We start from the raw sequence: 14,300 nt of genomic DNA, 5'->3' as shown, positions 1-14,300 counted from the left end.
GAAGCCCAGCAAGAAGCGATTTCCGGCGCACAAAAAGTGTGCGCTGTGACGGAAATCAGGCTTGAAATCCTCGGGGCTGGCGTCAAGTATGAAGTTCTTTGGCCGGCCCGCTGGGGGTCGCGCCAAGCCGGACCCCTAGGAACAAGCGCATGGAACAGTATCACGGCACCACCATCGTCAGCGTGCGGCGCGGCAACCACGTCGCGCTCGGCGGCGACGGCCAGGTCACGCTGGGCAATATCGTGATGAAAGGCTCGGCTCGCAAAGTGCGCGCCATCCATGATGGCAAGGTGCTGGTCGGCTTTGCCGGCGCCACCGCCGACGCCTTCTCCCTGCTCGACCGTTTTGAAGCCAAGTTGCAGAAGCACCAGGGCAACCTGCTGCGCTCCGCCGTCGACCTGGCCAAGGACTGGCGCACCGATCGCGCCCTGCGCCACCTTGAAGCCATGCTGATCGTCGCCGACCGCGAAGCCACGCTCGTCATCACCGGCAACGGCGATGTGCTTGACCCGGAAGGCGGTATCGCTGCCATCGGCTCGGGCGGCTCGTATGCACAATCGGCCGCCAAGGCGCTCATGGAGAACACCGACCTCGCTCCGCGCGATGTGGTGGAAAAAGCGCTGCGCATCGCTGGCGAACTCTGCATCTACACCAACACCAATTTCGTGATCGAGACGCTCGAATAATCGAACGCCTTCATCGACAGGATTCCCATGTCTGAAACCATGACGCCGTCAGAAATCGTCTCCGAACTCGACAAGCACATCATCGGCCAGCACAAGGCCAAGAAGGCCGTCGCCGTGGCGCTGCGCAACCGTTGGCGCCGCCAACAGGTGGGAGACCCGCTGCGCCAGGAAATCACGCCCAAGAACATCCTGATGATCGGACCGACCGGCGTGGGCAAGACCGAGATCGCTCGCCGCCTGGCCAAGCTGGCCGACGCACCGTTCATCAAGATCGAGGCGACCAAGTTCACCGAGGTCGGCTACGTCGGCCGCGATGTCGACACCATCGTGCGCGATCTGGCCGAGATGGCCGTCAAGCAGACGCGCGAATCCGAGATGAAGAAGGTGCGCGCCAAGGCCGAAGATGCGGCCGAGGATCGCATTCTCGACGTCCTGATCCCGCCGCCGCGCGACATCGGTTTTGCGCAGCCCGAAGAGAAGGACTCGACCGCGCGCCAGACCTTCCGCAAGAAGCTGCGCGAAGGCCAGCTCGACGACAAGGAAATCGAACTGGAAGTGTCGGCCGGCACGCCGAGCATGGACATCATGGGGCCGCCCGGCATGGAAGACATGACCGAGCAGATCCGCTCGATGTTCGCCGGCCTGGGCCAGGGCAAGAAGAACCGTCGCAAGATGAAGGTGAAGGAAGCCTTCAAGCTGCTGATCGACGAAGAGGCCGCGAAGCTCGTGAACGAGGATGAGCTCAAGCAGAAGGCGGTGGCCAACGTCGAGCAGAACGGCATCGTGTTCCTGGACGAGATCGACAAGATCGCCAGCCGCAGCGAATACGGCGGCGGCGAGGTGTCGCGCCAGGGCGTGCAGCGCGACTTGCTGCCGCTGGTGGAAGGCACGACCGTGAACACCAAGTACGGGATGATCAAGACCGATCACATCCTGTTCATCGCGTCGGGCGCGTTCCATCTGTCCAAGCCGAGCGACCTGATTCCCGAACTGCAGGGCCGATTCCCGATTCGCGTGGAGCTGGATTCGCTGTCGGTGGAGGATTTCCGCGCGATTCTCACGCAGACCGACGCGAGCCTCACCAAGCAATATCAGGCGCTGCTGAAGACCGAAGGTGTCGACCTCGTGTTTGCCGAAGATGGTATTCGCCGCCTGGCCGAGATCGCATGTTCTGTCAACGAGAAGGTCGAGAACATTGGCGCACGCCGTTTGTACACGGTGATGGAGCGACTGCTTGAAGACCTGTCCTTCCACGCACACAAATCGTCGGGCGAGACCGTGACCATCGACGCCGCGTACGTCGACGAGCGTTTGAACGAGCTGTCGGGTAACGAAGACCTGTCCCGCTACGTGCTGTAAGCGTGTAAGCAACGCATTCAATATGCCCTGCGGGCCGCATCGGAGACGATGCGGCCCGTTTTGTTTGGGCGCCCGCCAAGCCAAGCCTGGCAAGGGTTTCATCAGGATCGTGCGTGGTCAGGTCCGTTATCTGCTGAAGAAGGTGGTGCCGCACAGACAATGCGCGCCGCGCACCTGGCGTGCGCGATTCCCACCACGACAAGGAGAGAAGCGTATGAAACCGATCCAACGCCTGGCCCTGTGTTGCGTACTTGCCTGCGCCCCGTTGGGCATCGCCCACGCCCAGCTCACGCCCGCGCCAACCGGCCCCGCCGGCGCCTCGGCACCGAACGATGCCAAGCGCGCCGCTTACGACAGTGCCGTCAAGCAAGCCGATGCCAATTACAAAGCCGCCAAGGACAAGTGCGATGCGATGAAGGGCAATGACCGCGACGTCTGCCGTGCGCAGGCCAAGGGCGATTACAACGTCGCCAAGGCCAATGCGATGGTGGAGCGCGACGGCACTGAAGCCGCCCGCAACCGCGCCGCCAAGGAAAAGGCCGAGGCCGACTACGACGTCGCCAAGACCAAGTGCGATGCCATGAAGGGCAACGATAAAGACACCTGCGTGAAGGATGCCAAGGCCGCCTACACGCGTGCCAAGGGCGGTGACGAGGTGAGCCATGCCAAGGCCACGGGCACTGCCAAGGACGTCAGCGAAGCGCGCCGCGATGCCGTCAAGGACACCAACGACGCCAACTACAAGGCCGCCAAGGAACGCTGCGATGCGATGTCGGGCGACGCCAAGACGAAGTGTCAGAACGACGTGGCCGCCAAGTTCAAGAAGTAAGCCGTACGGAAGTGTGTACACGGGCGGCCTGCGGGTCGCCCCTGCTTTTGTCTCAATCTCAATCGCAACGGAGGACGTATGAACTGGGACCAGATCGAAGGTAAATGGGATCAGGCCAAGGGCAAGGTCAAGGAAAAGTGGGGCCAGCTCACCGACGATGACCTCACCGTGATCCGCGGCAAGCGCGACCAGCTTGCCGGCAAGATCCAGGAACGCTACGGCTATACGAAGGAACGCGCCGAAGACGAGCTCAAGGCGTGGGAGCGCGATACCCGCTGGTGATGCCCCCGGTGATGTAGCGTCACGCGGCCGGCGCTTACTTGGCGACCGGCCGTTTGCCCAGCTTGCGTTGCAGCGTGCGCCGATGCATGTTGAGCGCCCGCGCGGTGGCGGAGATATTGCCGCCGTGCTCGGCCAGCACGCGCTGGATGTGTTCCCACTCCAGTCGCGCGACAGAAAGCGGCGCCGGGTTCTCCATCGTCTGCTCCGCCACGGCTTCAGACACGCCAACCTGCAACGCCAGCAGAATCGAATCGACGTTGGCCGGTTTGGCCAAGTATTCGTCGGCCCCCAGTTTGACCGCCTGCACGGCGGTGGCAATGCTCGCGTAGCCCGTGAGGATCAGCATGCGCGCGTCGGGCAGGGCTTGGCGCAATGGGGCAATCCAGTGCAGACCGGAATCCGTCCCGCCATGGGGCATCAGGCCCTTGTCGCTCGCGGCCAAGTGCAGATCGACAGTGACATACGAAAAGCGTGTCTGGCGTGCCAGTGCCAGCGCTTCGCCGCCGGTGTGCGCGATCTGCGGAGCAAAGCCGCGACGCGTGAGCGCGCGCGCCAGCGTCTGCGCAAAGACGTCGTCGTCATCGAGGATCAAAAAGGGGGCGGGCTGCTGCATGGTGTTCTCCGGGGCCGTACGTGCGCGGGGGCTGTGTCAGGCCGTCTCGTTATGTGAAGAGGGTGGGCGCGCCAATGATGGGGGCGGCCGCGTGTTCCATCGGACCGCCAACCGGCAGTCGGAGTTCGGCAATGGCGCCTTGGGGCGGGTTCGGACGTAGCACCACGGTACCACCCAAGCGACGAGCCGTGGTGGAGGCCAGATACAGCCCGATGCCGTGACCGCCGTGCCGGCTCGGTACCGGCGTACGGCCCAGGGACGTGCGCAAGTCTTCCGGCAAGCCCAACCCCGTATCGACGATGGACAGTACGATCTGCGGCGGCATATCGCGGAGCACATCCGGATTGGCGTCGATCTTGGCCGTCAGCAGCAGCGGCACCAGATCGCGCCCGGCGTGCTGCTGGCTGCGGGCGGCGTTGTCCAGCAGGATGGTGAGGATCTGGCCGACGTTCACTGCATCCAATTCCACTGCTTGCGCTGCGGGCGATGTCTCCGTGTGGAGGCGGATGTCCGGATGCCGCAACTGCCACGTCTGCGTGAAATCGGGCAACCATTGGCCGAGCGGCTCGGGCGCGCCGTCGTTGGGTTTGCGCTGCAGGCGGGCCAGCGCAGCGCGGCACAGTTCGAGTTGCTGCTCGATGGCGCGCAGGTCTTCGCGGTACGGGCCGAGCGGGGAATCGGGCTGCTTCGCGTCGTGCTGCAGCTCGCCGGTGATGACGGCCACGGTAGACAGCGGTGTGCCCATTTCGTGCGCTACGCTCGCGCCTTGCGACATCAGGGCTTCGATGCGTTGCTCGCGCAGCAGTCGCTCGCGCGCTTCGGTCAGTTGCGCATCGCTCTCGCGCAGCGCGGCGGACAGGCGCGCCGTAAAACCGGCGATCATCGCGCTGCTGGCCACGAAATCGATCCACATGCCCGCCAGGTGATACGCCACCGCATCGGCCTGGTTCGCCAGCTTCAGCGGGATGTAGTTGCCCAGCATCATGCTGTAGGCGGCCAGCGCGTAAAGCGTCAGGCCCACCACGTGTGCGATCGGCAGCATGGCCGCCGCAATTGCCAGCGCCGGCAGGTAGAACGAGACGAACGGATTGGTCGCGCCACCTGTGAAATACAGCAGAGCAGACAGCGCGGTCAGGTCCACCAGAAGTTGAACGGTGATCTCAATATGCTGCACGGGCCGGTTGCGCCGCACGCGCCATCCGGTGAGCAGGTTGAACAGCGCATGCAGGCCCATCACGCTCAGCAGCGGCACCACCGGCAGTTGCACGCCAAATACCAGCGGCGCGAGCAGCATCAGGACCAGTTGAGTGGCCAGCAGACTCCATCGCAGCCAGAAGAGGCGGCGTAGACTGGACGCGTCCAGCAGTGGCGCGGCAAGAGACAGGGTGAAAAGCATGGTGGACAAGTGTAAACGTGCGCACCGCGCGGTTATCCGCGCGGCGATGCGTCAATCAGCCGCACAATTGTGCACCCAACCTATCTCCCCACAGACGCTGTGCTTTAATGCGCAGCACGTTTGTCCCCGACAGGAGCCCTTGATGATGACGTCCCGATCGATCCGTTCTTCCGCTTGCCTGGCTGTGCTCACGGCTGGCTTGCTCGCCAGCGCCGCTGCTTTCGCACAGGTCACGGTGCAGGACGCCTGGGTGCGCGGCACCGTGCCGGGTCAGACGTCCAGCGGCGCGTTCATGACGCTGCAATCGGCCGACGGTGCCAAGGTGGTTGGCGTATCGACGCCCGTGGCCGGCACGGCTGAGATCCACGAGATGAAGATGGAAGGCGACGTAATGCGCATGCGCGCGATGCCCTCGCTGGATCTGCCGAAGGGCCAGACCGTGCAGCTCAAGCCGGGCGGCTACCACGTGATGTTGATGAACCTGAAACAGCCGCTGGTGAAGGACACCACCGTGCCGATCACGCTCAAGGTGGAACTGGCCGACAAGCGCGTCGTCGAGCAGAAGGTGGATGCCCGCGTACGCGACCTGACCGCCGGCAACATGCCCGCCATGAACCACGGCGGCGAACACAAACATTGATGGCTTGCGGCGAGTGTCGCTTCAAGCCACGTAAGGGAGCATTCCCATGGCTAACAAGACACTGGGCACTCGCCAGAAACTGACGTTCCGCATCGAACCTTCAACGAAGGCCGGCACTGCGCGCCCGCGCAACGTTCTCGTGCCGCTCGCTCGCGGCCGCAAGGCCGGTGCCCATACCGAAGGCGGCCACGCTGAACGCCAGCGCGGCCGAGCCGCCGTCCGCCGTGCGCTGCGCACGCTGGACGACGACAGCAAAGACAAGGACTGATCGCTCAGTCGGATTCAGACGCTGCCAGCGTTGCCTGCGCAATCGCTTCGCGCAGGCAACGCTGGCAGCGGCAGCCCTGTCCCGGGCGCCGCGCGTTGGCAGGCAGCGTTTTTTCGGACATGCACCAGCATGTCGCGTCGGGCTGCTTGCCGTCGCCGATGGCTCCGCAGTGCAATTCCGCGCCGCAGATCGCACATACGGTGTTGGCGACCGACGAGGTCACGCTTGGCTGCTCCCGTCGTCGTCTTGTCCGAGCTTGTGCATCGCCTGACGCAGAAACCCCATCTGGTGCGAGAACCGCGTACACGCATCGCAGGCAAACAGATGCACGCGCAGCCGTAGCCGCTCGCCTGTGGACAGGTCGCGGTCCATCTTCGACACCAGCATGCGGTGGGCTTCCTTGCAGGTGGGCAGTCCCCAACGGTTCGGCATGGTTGTTCTCTGTGATGCGGCTCAGGTGCGCCTATGGGCGATTCAGGCGGCGGCGGGCTGATTGCCAAACCAGTGCAGGTCAAGGCACTCGCGCAGGCGCATGCGGGCACGGTAGAGCAGTGCCCATGCATTGGTCGCCGTGATCTGCAATTCCTGACAGATTTCCTCGGTTTCCAATTCCAGCCATTCGCGCATCATGAAGACGCGGCCCACGCGCGGCGGCAGGCGATCGACGCACATTTGCAGCACGTCGAAGAACTCGCGCCGTGACAGCGCGGCATCGGGGTCTCCCCAGTCGGACGGCGGGCTGGTGTAGTGGCCGTCGGCGGCGAACAAGCTGTCGAAGACGGCCTCGTCGGAACGCATGCCTGCCTCGTCGGATTCACCACCCGAAAGCAGTGAGACGCGCACTTCGCGCCGCCCCGAGCGGATCGCATCGACGATCTTGTGCTTGAGGATGCCGATCACGTACGTCTTGAGCGAGGCATTGCCGGCAAAGCGCTCGGGGTGTTCGAGCACCGCCAGGATGGTGTCAGCCACCGTGTCTTCAGCCAAGGCCGTGTCACGCAATTGCAGTTGCGCAAAGCGCAGCAGGTGAGGGCGCAGCGCGTCGAGTTGGTCGGGTGCGATGGCCATGTTTCCCCAGGGTGTTCTTTCGTGGCAACGGTATGGCAGGCACGTAAGGTGCGCCATCAGACCGTAGCGCCTTTTCTTGTAAAATCGCGCCTGCCGAAAATGGGCTGCTTCGTTTTTGTAGCACGCGACATTCGGCGTTCCATCATACCCGCCCAACCGGATGTCACCGTCATGACCGCTTCTGCTGCCCCCGACCCTGCTGGCCTCGCGCACGTTGCGCCGGCGTTGAAGGCTGAAATTCTCGCGCAGGCCCTGCCTTACATTCGCAAGTTTCACGGCAAAACCATCGTCGTCAAGTACGGCGGCAACGCCATGACGGAGGAAAAGCTCAAGCACGGCTTCGCGCGCGACGTGATCCTGCTCAAGCTGGTCGGCATGAACCCGGTGGTGGTGCACGGCGGCGGTCCGCAAATCGACGAAGCCCTGAAGAAGGTCGGCAAGCAAGGCACCTTCATCCAGGGCATGCGTGTGACCGATGAAGAGACCATGGAAGTGGTCGAGTGGGTGCTCGGCGGCGAAGTTCAGCAGGACATCGTCATGCTGATCAACCAGTACGGCGGCCAAGCGGTCGGCCTGACCGGCAAGGACGGTGGCCTGATCCGCGCCAAGAAGCTGAAGATGCCGGACCGCGAGCATCCGGGCGAGTTCATCGACATCGGTTTCGTGGGCGACATCGAAGCGATCAACCCGGCGGTGGTCAAGGCGCTGCAGGACGACGCGTTCATTCCTGTCATCTCGCCCATCGGCTTCTCCGATGACGGTCAGGCCTACAACATCAACGCCGACGTCGTGGCCGGCAAGATGGCCGAGATCCTGAAGGCTGAGAAGCTGGTCATGATGACCAACATTCCCGGCGTGATGGACAAGCAGGGCAATCTGCTGACCGACCTGTCGGCGCGCGAGATCGACGAGCTGTTTGCCGACGGCACGATCTCGGGCGGCATGCTGCCGAAGATTTCGTCGGCGCTGGATGCCGCCAAGAGCGGCGTGAACTCGGTGCACATCGTCGATGGCCGTATCGAGCACTCGCTGCTGCTGGAAATCCTGACCGAACAGGCGTTCGGCACGATGATCCGCTCGCACTGATGCGAACCACTCGGGCGGTGCGGGTGCGCCATGCTGCGCGCGCCTTCCCGCGCGAGGTGCCGGCGGGCTCTCCGCCCGCCCGGCAGCCGGTCTGGCTGTTCGACCTCGACAACACACTTCACCACGCATCGCACGCGATCTTTCCGCAGATCAACCGGCTGATGACGGCGTACGTGGCGCGCGTGCTCGGCACGGACGACGCCACCGCCAGCCAGGTGCGCGTGGATTACTGGCGCCGCTATGGCGCCACGATTCTGGGCATGGTCCGCCATCACGGCGTCGACCCCGCTGATTTCCTTGCTGAGGCCCACCGCTTTGAAGACCTGCGCGCCATGGTGCGCGCGGAGCGCGGCCTCGCCCAGTTGCTGCGCGCCCTGCCGGGGCGCAAGATTCTGCTGACCAACGCGCCGGCCGCCTACGCGCGCGAGGTGCTGCGGCTCATTGGCCTGAAGCGCGCGTTCCTACGCGAAATCGCCGTCGAGCACATGTGGGTGCACCGGCGCCTGCGTCCGAAACCTGACCCGCTGATGCTGCGCCGGTTGCTCGCACGCGAACGTATTGCGCCATCGCGCGCCATCCTCGTCGAAGACACGCTTTCTCACCTCAAACGCTATCGGCGCCTGGGGATTCGCACGGTATGGGTGACGGGTTATCTGCGGCGCATGCCGCCCGGCGTGCAGCCGACTTCCGCTGCCGATGCATTGCATCCAATGCAAGCGACGGCAGTTGGCGCGCGTGCAAATTCACCACATCAACCGGCCGCCACACCGATTTTGTTCGCCAACCGGCCCGGCTATGTGAGCGTGAAAGTAAAATCGGTGCTTCAACTAAAACGAAGGCTTGTTCGACGCGGCTAGGCAGTGGTAACTCCGCGCTCGGAACGGGAGAGGGGCCAGGAAGTCATGAGCAACGCGCAAACGGAGTTTCCGACCGCCGAGCCGGTCGCGGACGTCGCCATAGCCGCACCGCCGGTACGCAAACGCCCCCGACCGGGCGAGCGCCGCGTGCAGATTCTGCAGACGCTTGCCGGCATGCTCGAGCATCCGCGCGGTGAAAAGATCACAACCGCAGGCTTGGCTGCACGGTTGGATGTCTCCGAAGCGGCGTTGTACCGCCACTTCGCCAGCAAGGCGCAGATGTTCGAAGGGCTGATCGAATTCATCGAGCAGACCGTCTTCGGCCTCATCAACCAGATCACCTTGCGTGAAGAACACGGCTTGCGCCAGGCGCATGCCATCGCGCACATGCTCCTGTCGTTTGCCGACAAGAATCCGGGCATGACGCGCGTGCTGGTGGGCGACGCGCTGGTCGGCGAAGACGAGCGCCTGCCCGAGCGCATGGCGCAGTGCCTGGATCGCATCGAGGCGTCGCTCAAGCAGAGTCTGCGCATGGCGGTTACGCAGGGTGCCTGGCCGGCGGATGCCGACATCGCTTCGCGCGCCAACTTGGTTGTGTGCGCGGTGCTGGGGCGCTGGCATCGGTACGCCAAGAGCGGCTTCCGGAAGTCTCCGGTGGAAGGTGCGGATGCGCAGTTGCGGGTGCTGTTGGCCTGAGCGTGCTTCGCCCCAAGTAAAAGCCCCGCGATGCGGGGCTTTTTTGTTGCGTGCAGCGTTGGTCAGCCGACGGTGCGCACCGCCTCCGCCAACGTATGAAACCGCGCCCCAATCTGCTCTGTTTCCACATGGCCATAGCCGAGCAGCAGTCCGGGCAAGCGGCGCGCGTCGTCCTGGTAATAACGTGAGAGCGGGCGCGTGACGACGTCATTGGCGAGTGCAAGATCAGCAACGGCCACATCGTTGGTGCCGGCCGGCAAGCCCAGCACGAGATGCAGGCCTGACGCACCGTCATGCACGGGCAGCGCGTCGCCGAACTCGTGGGCGATGGACGCCAGCAGCGTTTCGCGCCGTTCCGCATACACGCCACGCATGCGCCGGATGTGGGAGACGAAATGGCCCTCCGCAATGAAGTCCGCCAGCACGGCCTGCGTGAGAATCTGGCCGCCGCGGAACATCTCCGACAGCCCCGTCGTAAACGCATCGGCCAGCGCGGGCGGCACGACCAGATAGCCAATCCGCAAGCTGGGGAACAGCACTTTCGAGAACGTGCCCATGTAGAGCACGCGCCCGCCATCATCCAGCCCTTGCAAAGAAGGCAGCGGGCGGCTGCCGTAGCGGAATTCGCTGTCGTAGTCGTCTTCGACGATCCATGCATCGGTTGCGTGGGCGGTGGCCAGCAGCGCCCGGCGTCGCGCGAGGCTCATCACCGAACCGAGCGGATATTGGTGCGAGGGCGAGACCACCATGAGCTTCGGCGGCTTGCTGCGCTGACGCCCGCGCGTGGGGATGTCGAAGCGCATGCCTTCATCGTCCACCGGCAGTGGCACGGTGCGCACGCCCGCAGCGGTGAGTACGCTGCGCACGCCCCAGTAGCCGGGGTCTTCGATCCATGCACTGTCGCCGGCGTCGCACAGCAGCTGCGCGATGAGTTGGAGCGACGGGTGGATGCCTGCAGTGACGATGATCTGCTCGGGCTCGCAGCGCACGCCACGCGCGGTGCGCAGGTAATCGGCCAGCGCGGTGCGCAGCGGCAGGTAGCCCGCGCCAACGGGATACGTCAGCAGCGCGGGTGAAGGCTTGCGCAGCAGCCGGTTGTGCAAGCGCGACCAGATGCGCGCCGGAAACATCCGCACCTCCGGTACGCCCGGCATGAAGGCGCCCCATTGGCGCGAACTGGCGCCCGCATCGCGCACCAGCGCACGGCCGCGCGTTGAGAGCATCGGCGCGGACGGCATGGCCGCTTCAGTGATCGGCGCGGGCGCCACTGCGGCAACCGCTGCGGCCGGTGCGGGGGCTGCGTCCAGCCGGTCTGGCGCGGTATCGGCGACGAAGGTGCCGCTGCCCACGCCTGCCGACACGTAGCCTTCCACGCTGAGCTGCTCATAGACGTGGATGACCGTGTTGCGCGCGATGCCCAGTTCGGTGGCCAACTGCCGCGACGACGGCAGGCGCGTGCCTGGCTGCAGCTCGTCGCGCAGGATGCCCTCCTGCAACACGCGGTACAGGCGGCGGTGGTCGGGCTCGCCGCCCGGCTCTGCACGGTCGAAGCGGCGTTGCAGGTAGTCGACCAGCATGCTGGCGCGGTGGGTGGGGGAATGGTCGGCCATGGTGCGCGATGGAACCAAAGTGGTTCCAAAAGAAAAACCTGATTGGGTCTTATTGTACAGAGCCAATGGGGCCACACTGGGCCGCATCGTCTCTTTCTTGACCCAACGCACAAGACCGCCATGAACGCCCGAGACCCGCAACAGAACGCCCAATGGAATGCCCGCCGCCTGGCCGCTACGCCGCGCGGCGTTGGTGTGATGACCGACCGCTACGCCGAGCGCGCCGAGAACGCCCTGTTCTGGGACGTGGAAGGCCGCCGCTACATTGACTTCGCGGCCGGCATTGCCGTGGTCAACACGGGCCATCGCCACCCGCGTCTGGTGCAGGCCGTGCGCGAGCAGCTGGATCACTTCACGCACACCGCTTTCCAGATCGTGCCGTACGGTTCGTACGTCGAGCTGGCCGAGCGCCTGAACGCGATCACGCCAGGCTCGCACGCCAAAAAGACCGCGTTCTTCACCACGGGCGCCGAGGCCGTGGAAAACGCCATCAAGATCGCACGGGCGCACACGGGCCGCCCGGGTGTGATCGCACTCACGGGCGCGTTCCACGGCCGTACGTTCATGGGTATGTCGCTGACGGGCAAGGTGGTGCCGTACAAGACGGGCTTCGGACCGTTCCCGGGCAGCATCTATCACGTGCCGGCGCCCGTGGCGCTGCATGGCGTAAGCACGCAGGATGCGCTTGACGCCATCCAGCGCCTGTTCAAGGCCGATATCGATCCGCGCCAGGTGGCCGCCATCATCTTCGAGCCGGTGCAGGGCGAGGGCGGCTTCTACCAGATGCCCGCCGATTTCGTACGCGCCGTGCGTGCGCTGTGCGATGAACACGGCATCGTGATGATCGCCGACGAAGTCCAAACCGGCTTTGCCCGCACCGGCAAGCTGTTTGCCATGGAGCACACGGGCGTGCTGCCAGACATCACGACGATGGCCAAGGGCCTGGCCGGCGGCCTGCCGTTATCCGCCGTCACGGGCCGCGCAGAAATCATGGACGCGCCGGCTCCGGGCGGGCTCGGCGGCACCTACGCCGGCAACCCGCTGGCGGTGGCGTCGGCACATGCGGTGCTCGACATCATTGCCGACGAGAAACTGTGCGAGCGCTCCGCCGCGCTGGGCGCACGTCTGGTCGACGCGCTGAATGCTGCCAAGGCCAAGCAGTCGCGCATTGCCGAAGTGCGTGGCGTGGGCGCGATGGTTGCTGTCGAATTCAATACGCCGGACGGCAAGCCGGACGCCGATTTCACCAAGCTCGTGCAGCAGCGCGCGCTCGAAGCCGGCCTGCTCCTCCTGTCGTGCGGCGTGTACGGCAACGTGATCCGCTTCCTGTTCCCGCTCACGATTGAAGACGCGGTGTTCGAAGAGGGCCTTGCCATCCTGCAACGCGCACTGGAGAGCTGACACCATGACCCGCACCGATCTGCCGAGCGCGCCGGTTACGCCACCGATCGCACTGAAAGACCCCGGCCTGTGGCGCACGCAAGCGTTCCTCGCCGGCACCTGGGCCGATGCCGATGACGGCGCCACGCGCGACGTGACCGATCCCGCCACCGGCCGCAAGATCGGCACCGTGCCCGGCATGGGCGCCGCCGAAACACGCCGCGCCATCGATGCCGCACAGGTTGCGCAACGCGCCTGGCGCAAGGTGAGCGCACGCGATCGCGCCAGGATCCTGCGCAAGCTGGCGGATTTGATGATGGAGCATCAGCAGGATCTCGCTGCCATCCTCACGGCCGAACAAGGCAAGCCGCTGCCGGAAGCTGCCGGCGAAATCGCCTACGCCGCGTCATTCATCGAATGGTTTGCGGAAGAAGCACGCCGGATTTACGGCGACACGATTCCCTCGCCGCAGGGCGATCGCCGTATCGTCGTGCAGAAGGAGCCGATCGGCGTGAGCGCGGCCATCACGCCATGGAATTTCCCCATCGCGATGATGACGCGCAAGGTCGGCCCGGCGCTGGCGGCCGGTTGCTCGATGGTCGTGAAGCCCGCGCTGGAAACGCCCTACTCTGCGCTCGCATTTGCCGAGCTGGCCGCGCGCGCGGGCGTGCCGGCGGGCCTGCTGTCCATCGTCACGGGCGATTCGCAGGCGATTGGCGGCGAGCTGACGTCCAACCCGATCGTGCGCAAGCTCAGCTTCACGGGCTCCACGGCGGTCGGTCGCTTGCTGATGCGCCAGTGCGCCGACGACATCAAGAAGCTGTCGCTCGAACTGGGCGGCAACGCGCCGTTCATCGTGTTTGACGATGCCGACGTCGATGCGGCGGTGGAAGGCGCGATGATCGCCAAGTACCGCAACGCAGGCCAAACCTGCGTGTGCGCGAATCGCTTTTACGTGCAACGCGGCATCTACGACACGTTTGCGGCCAAGCTCGCCGACGCCGTGCGTGCGCTGCGCGTCGGCAACGGCACGGAGCCCGGCGTGCAGCAGGGCCCGCTGATCCACATGCGCGCGATGGACAAGGTGCAGCAGCATCTGGACGACGCCGTGCGCCAAGGTGCGCGCGTCCTGGTGGGCGGCAAGCCGCATGCGCTGTCCGCGCAGGGCGGTGCGTTCTTCGAGCCGACCGTCGTGGTCGATGCGAAGCCGGGCATGCTGCTCGCGCATGAAGAAACGTTCGGCCCGCTGGCTGCGCTCATTCCCTTCGACACGGAAGACGAGGCCGTGGCCGCCGCCAACGACACCGAGTTCGGGCTGGCCGCGTATTTCTACACCCGCGATCTGGGCCGAGCGTGGCGCGTTTCGGACGCGCTGGAGTCTGGAATGGTTGGCGTCAATACGGGGCTGATCTCGACGGCCGAAGCGCCGTTTGGCGGCGTCAAGCAATCGGGGCTCGGCCGCGAAGGCTCCAAATACGGCATCGACGAGTACCTGGAGATCAAGTACATCAATATGGCAGGCCTTTGACC

At 64.9% G+C, this 14,300-nt stretch carries 17 protein-coding genes; 11 read left to right on the top strand and 6 right to left on the bottom strand.

The window, feature by feature from the left end; translation table 11 throughout:
- Positions 1-149 precede the first annotated feature (149 nt).
- The 4 genes from hslV to M1D44_RS14510 all read left to right on the top strand — a co-directional run bounded on the left by hslV (position 150) and on the right by M1D44_RS14510 (position 3,156).
- Positions 150-686 carry an ATP-dependent protease subunit HslV gene (gene hslV / locus M1D44_RS14525; protein WP_316852914.1) on the top strand — a complete coding sequence of 179 codons (537 nt, stop codon included), beginning with the start codon at positions 150-152 and terminating at the stop codon, positions 684-686.
- Between the two features lie 27 nt (positions 687-713).
- Complete coding sequence (gene hslU / locus M1D44_RS14520; RefSeq protein ID WP_024977040.1) at positions 714-2,045, top strand: ATP-dependent protease ATPase subunit HslU; 1,332 nt, start codon at positions 714-716, stop codon at positions 2,043-2,045.
- A gap of 214 nt (positions 2,046-2,259) precedes the next feature.
- The gene (locus M1D44_RS14515; protein WP_024977039.1) at positions 2,260-2,874 is read left to right on the top strand and encodes a hypothetical protein; all 615 of its coding nucleotides are present in this window, start codon (positions 2,260-2,262) and stop codon (positions 2,872-2,874) included.
- A gap of 78 nt (positions 2,875-2,952) precedes the next feature.
- Entirely contained in the window at positions 2,953-3,156 is a 204-nt protein-coding gene (locus M1D44_RS14510) for a CsbD family protein (RefSeq protein WP_024977038.1), read from the top strand.
- Between the two features lie 34 nt (positions 3,157-3,190).
- On the opposite strand, the gene M1D44_RS14505 is transcribed toward M1D44_RS14510, so the two are convergent.
- Together M1D44_RS14505 and M1D44_RS14500 are read right to left on the bottom strand one after the other, a co-directional pair.
- Positions 3,191-3,769 carry a response regulator transcription factor gene (locus tag M1D44_RS14505; RefSeq protein ID WP_024977037.1) on the bottom strand — a complete coding sequence of 193 codons (579 nt, stop codon included), beginning with the start codon at positions 3,767-3,769 and terminating at the stop codon, positions 3,191-3,193.
- Between the two features lie 49 nt (positions 3,770-3,818).
- Positions 3,819-5,165: an ATP-binding protein gene (locus M1D44_RS14500; RefSeq protein WP_024977036.1), complete on the bottom strand. Its 1,347-nt coding sequence runs from the start codon at positions 5,163-5,165 to the stop codon at positions 3,819-3,821.
- A gap of 145 nt (positions 5,166-5,310) precedes the next feature.
- Here M1D44_RS14500 and M1D44_RS14495 point away from each other — a divergent pair, with 145 nt between their 5' ends.
- Entirely contained in the window at positions 5,311-5,805 is a 495-nt protein-coding gene (locus M1D44_RS14495) for a copper chaperone PCu(A)C (RefSeq protein WP_080693683.1), read from the top strand.
- Positions 5,806-5,851: 46 nt separating this feature from the next.
- A complete protein-coding gene (locus M1D44_RS14490; RefSeq protein WP_316852913.1) occupies positions 5,852-6,073 on the top strand; it encodes a hypothetical protein in 222 nt (73 codons plus the stop codon).
- 4 nt (positions 6,074-6,077) lie between these two features.
- Here M1D44_RS14490 and M1D44_RS14485 read toward each other — a convergent pair whose 3' ends face one another.
- From M1D44_RS14485 to M1D44_RS14475, 3 genes are read right to left on the bottom strand one after another with little or no spacing between them, the layout of a single operon-like run.
- Positions 6,078-6,296 (bottom strand): cysteine-rich CWC family protein, encoded by a 219-nt coding sequence (locus M1D44_RS14485; protein WP_316852912.1) that lies wholly within the window; start codon positions 6,294-6,296, stop codon positions 6,078-6,080.
- Positions 6,293-6,505, bottom strand: coding sequence for a zf-HC2 domain-containing protein (locus M1D44_RS14480; protein ID WP_024977032.1), 213 nt, complete (start codon positions 6,503-6,505; stop codon positions 6,293-6,295). The genes M1D44_RS14485 and M1D44_RS14480 overlap by 4 nt, the downstream gene beginning before the upstream one ends.
- 42 nt (positions 6,506-6,547) lie before the next feature.
- Positions 6,548-7,141: a sigma-70 family RNA polymerase sigma factor gene (locus M1D44_RS14475; RefSeq protein WP_112186301.1), complete on the bottom strand. Its 594-nt coding sequence runs from the start codon at positions 7,139-7,141 to the stop codon at positions 6,548-6,550.
- A gap of 171 nt (positions 7,142-7,312) precedes the next feature.
- Between M1D44_RS14475 and argB the strand changes: the two genes are divergently transcribed.
- Genes argB through slmA form a run of 3 tightly spaced genes read left to right on the top strand, consistent with a single transcriptional unit; the run spans position 7,313 to position 9,780 of the window.
- A complete protein-coding gene (argB, locus tag M1D44_RS14470) occupies positions 7,313-8,227 on the top strand; it encodes an acetylglutamate kinase (RefSeq protein WP_112186299.1) in 915 nt (304 codons plus the stop codon).
- A complete protein-coding gene (locus tag M1D44_RS14465; RefSeq protein ID WP_316852911.1) occupies positions 8,227-9,084 on the top strand; it encodes a pyrimidine 5'-nucleotidase in 858 nt (285 codons plus the stop codon). The genes argB and M1D44_RS14465 overlap by 1 nt, the downstream gene beginning before the upstream one ends.
- 45 nt (positions 9,085-9,129) lie before the next feature.
- On the top strand, positions 9,130-9,780 hold the full coding sequence (gene slmA, locus M1D44_RS14460; protein WP_024977028.1) for a nucleoid occlusion factor SlmA: 651 nt from the start codon (positions 9,130-9,132) through the stop codon (positions 9,778-9,780).
- Positions 9,781-9,842: 62 nt separating this feature from the next.
- Here the strand turns inward: slmA and pdxR are convergent, their stop codons facing one another.
- On the bottom strand, positions 9,843-11,357 hold the full coding sequence (gene pdxR / locus M1D44_RS14455) for a MocR-like pyridoxine biosynthesis transcription factor PdxR (RefSeq protein WP_316853026.1): 1,515 nt from the start codon (positions 11,355-11,357) through the stop codon (positions 9,843-9,845).
- A 153-nt stretch (positions 11,358-11,510) separates the two neighbouring features.
- Between pdxR and gabT the strand changes: the two genes are divergently transcribed.
- Positions 11,511-12,791: a 4-aminobutyrate--2-oxoglutarate transaminase gene (gene gabT / locus M1D44_RS14450; protein ID WP_024977026.1), complete on the top strand. Its 1,281-nt coding sequence runs from the start codon at positions 11,511-11,513 to the stop codon at positions 12,789-12,791.
- A gap of 4 nt (positions 12,792-12,795) precedes the next feature.
- Positions 12,796-14,298: an NAD-dependent succinate-semialdehyde dehydrogenase gene (locus M1D44_RS14445; protein WP_316852910.1), complete on the top strand. Its 1,503-nt coding sequence runs from the start codon at positions 12,796-12,798 to the stop codon at positions 14,296-14,298.
- The last annotated feature ends 2 nt before the right edge of the window (positions 14,299-14,300 follow it).

The sequence above is a fragment of the Ralstonia sp. SA306 genome, assembly GCF_054792405.1.
The sequence above is the reverse complement of the archived record's forward strand: the minus strand, read 5'-3'. Positions and strand labels throughout refer to the sequence as shown.

Bases quoted from the DNA above. Each gene is read 5' to 3' on its own strand.
- hslV (WP_316852914.1), top strand. From the start codon at position 150: ATGGAACAGTATCACGGCACCACCATCGTCAGCGTGCGGCGCGGCAAC.
- hslU (WP_024977040.1), top strand. From the start codon at position 714: ATGTCTGAAACCATGACGCCGTCAGAAATCGTCTCCGAACTCGACAAG.
- M1D44_RS14515 (WP_024977039.1), top strand. From the start codon at position 2,260: ATGAAACCGATCCAACGCCTGGCCCTGTGTTGCGTACTTGCCTGCGCC.
- M1D44_RS14510 (WP_024977038.1), top strand. From the start codon at position 2,953: ATGAACTGGGACCAGATCGAAGGTAAATGGGATCAGGCCAAGGGCAAG.
- M1D44_RS14505 (WP_024977037.1), bottom strand. From the start codon at position 3,769: ATGCAGCAGCCCGCCCCCTTTTTGATCCTCGATGACGACGACGTCTTT.
- M1D44_RS14500 (WP_024977036.1), bottom strand. From the start codon at position 5,165: ATGCTTTTCACCCTGTCTCTTGCCGCGCCACTGCTGGACGCGTCCAGT.
- M1D44_RS14495 (WP_080693683.1), top strand. From the start codon at position 5,311: ATGACGTCCCGATCGATCCGTTCTTCCGCTTGCCTGGCTGTGCTCACG.
- M1D44_RS14490 (WP_316852913.1), top strand. From the start codon at position 5,852: ATGGCTAACAAGACACTGGGCACTCGCCAGAAACTGACGTTCCGCATC.
- M1D44_RS14480 (WP_024977032.1), bottom strand. From the start codon at position 6,505: ATGCCGAACCGTTGGGGACTGCCCACCTGCAAGGAAGCCCACCGCATG.
- M1D44_RS14475 (WP_112186301.1), bottom strand. From the start codon at position 7,141: ATGGCCATCGCACCCGACCAACTCGACGCGCTGCGCCCTCACCTGCTG.
- argB (WP_112186299.1), top strand. From the start codon at position 7,313: ATGACCGCTTCTGCTGCCCCCGACCCTGCTGGCCTCGCGCACGTTGCG.
- M1D44_RS14465 (WP_316852911.1), top strand. From the start codon at position 8,227: ATGCGAACCACTCGGGCGGTGCGGGTGCGCCATGCTGCGCGCGCCTTC.
- slmA (WP_024977028.1), top strand. From the start codon at position 9,130: ATGAGCAACGCGCAAACGGAGTTTCCGACCGCCGAGCCGGTCGCGGAC.
- pdxR (WP_316853026.1), bottom strand. From the start codon at position 11,357: ATGCTGGTCGACTACCTGCAACGCCGCTTCGACCGTGCAGAGCCGGGC.
- gabT (WP_024977026.1), top strand. From the start codon at position 11,511: ATGAACGCCCGAGACCCGCAACAGAACGCCCAATGGAATGCCCGCCGC.
- M1D44_RS14445 (WP_316852910.1), top strand. From the start codon at position 12,796: ATGACCCGCACCGATCTGCCGAGCGCGCCGGTTACGCCACCGATCGCA.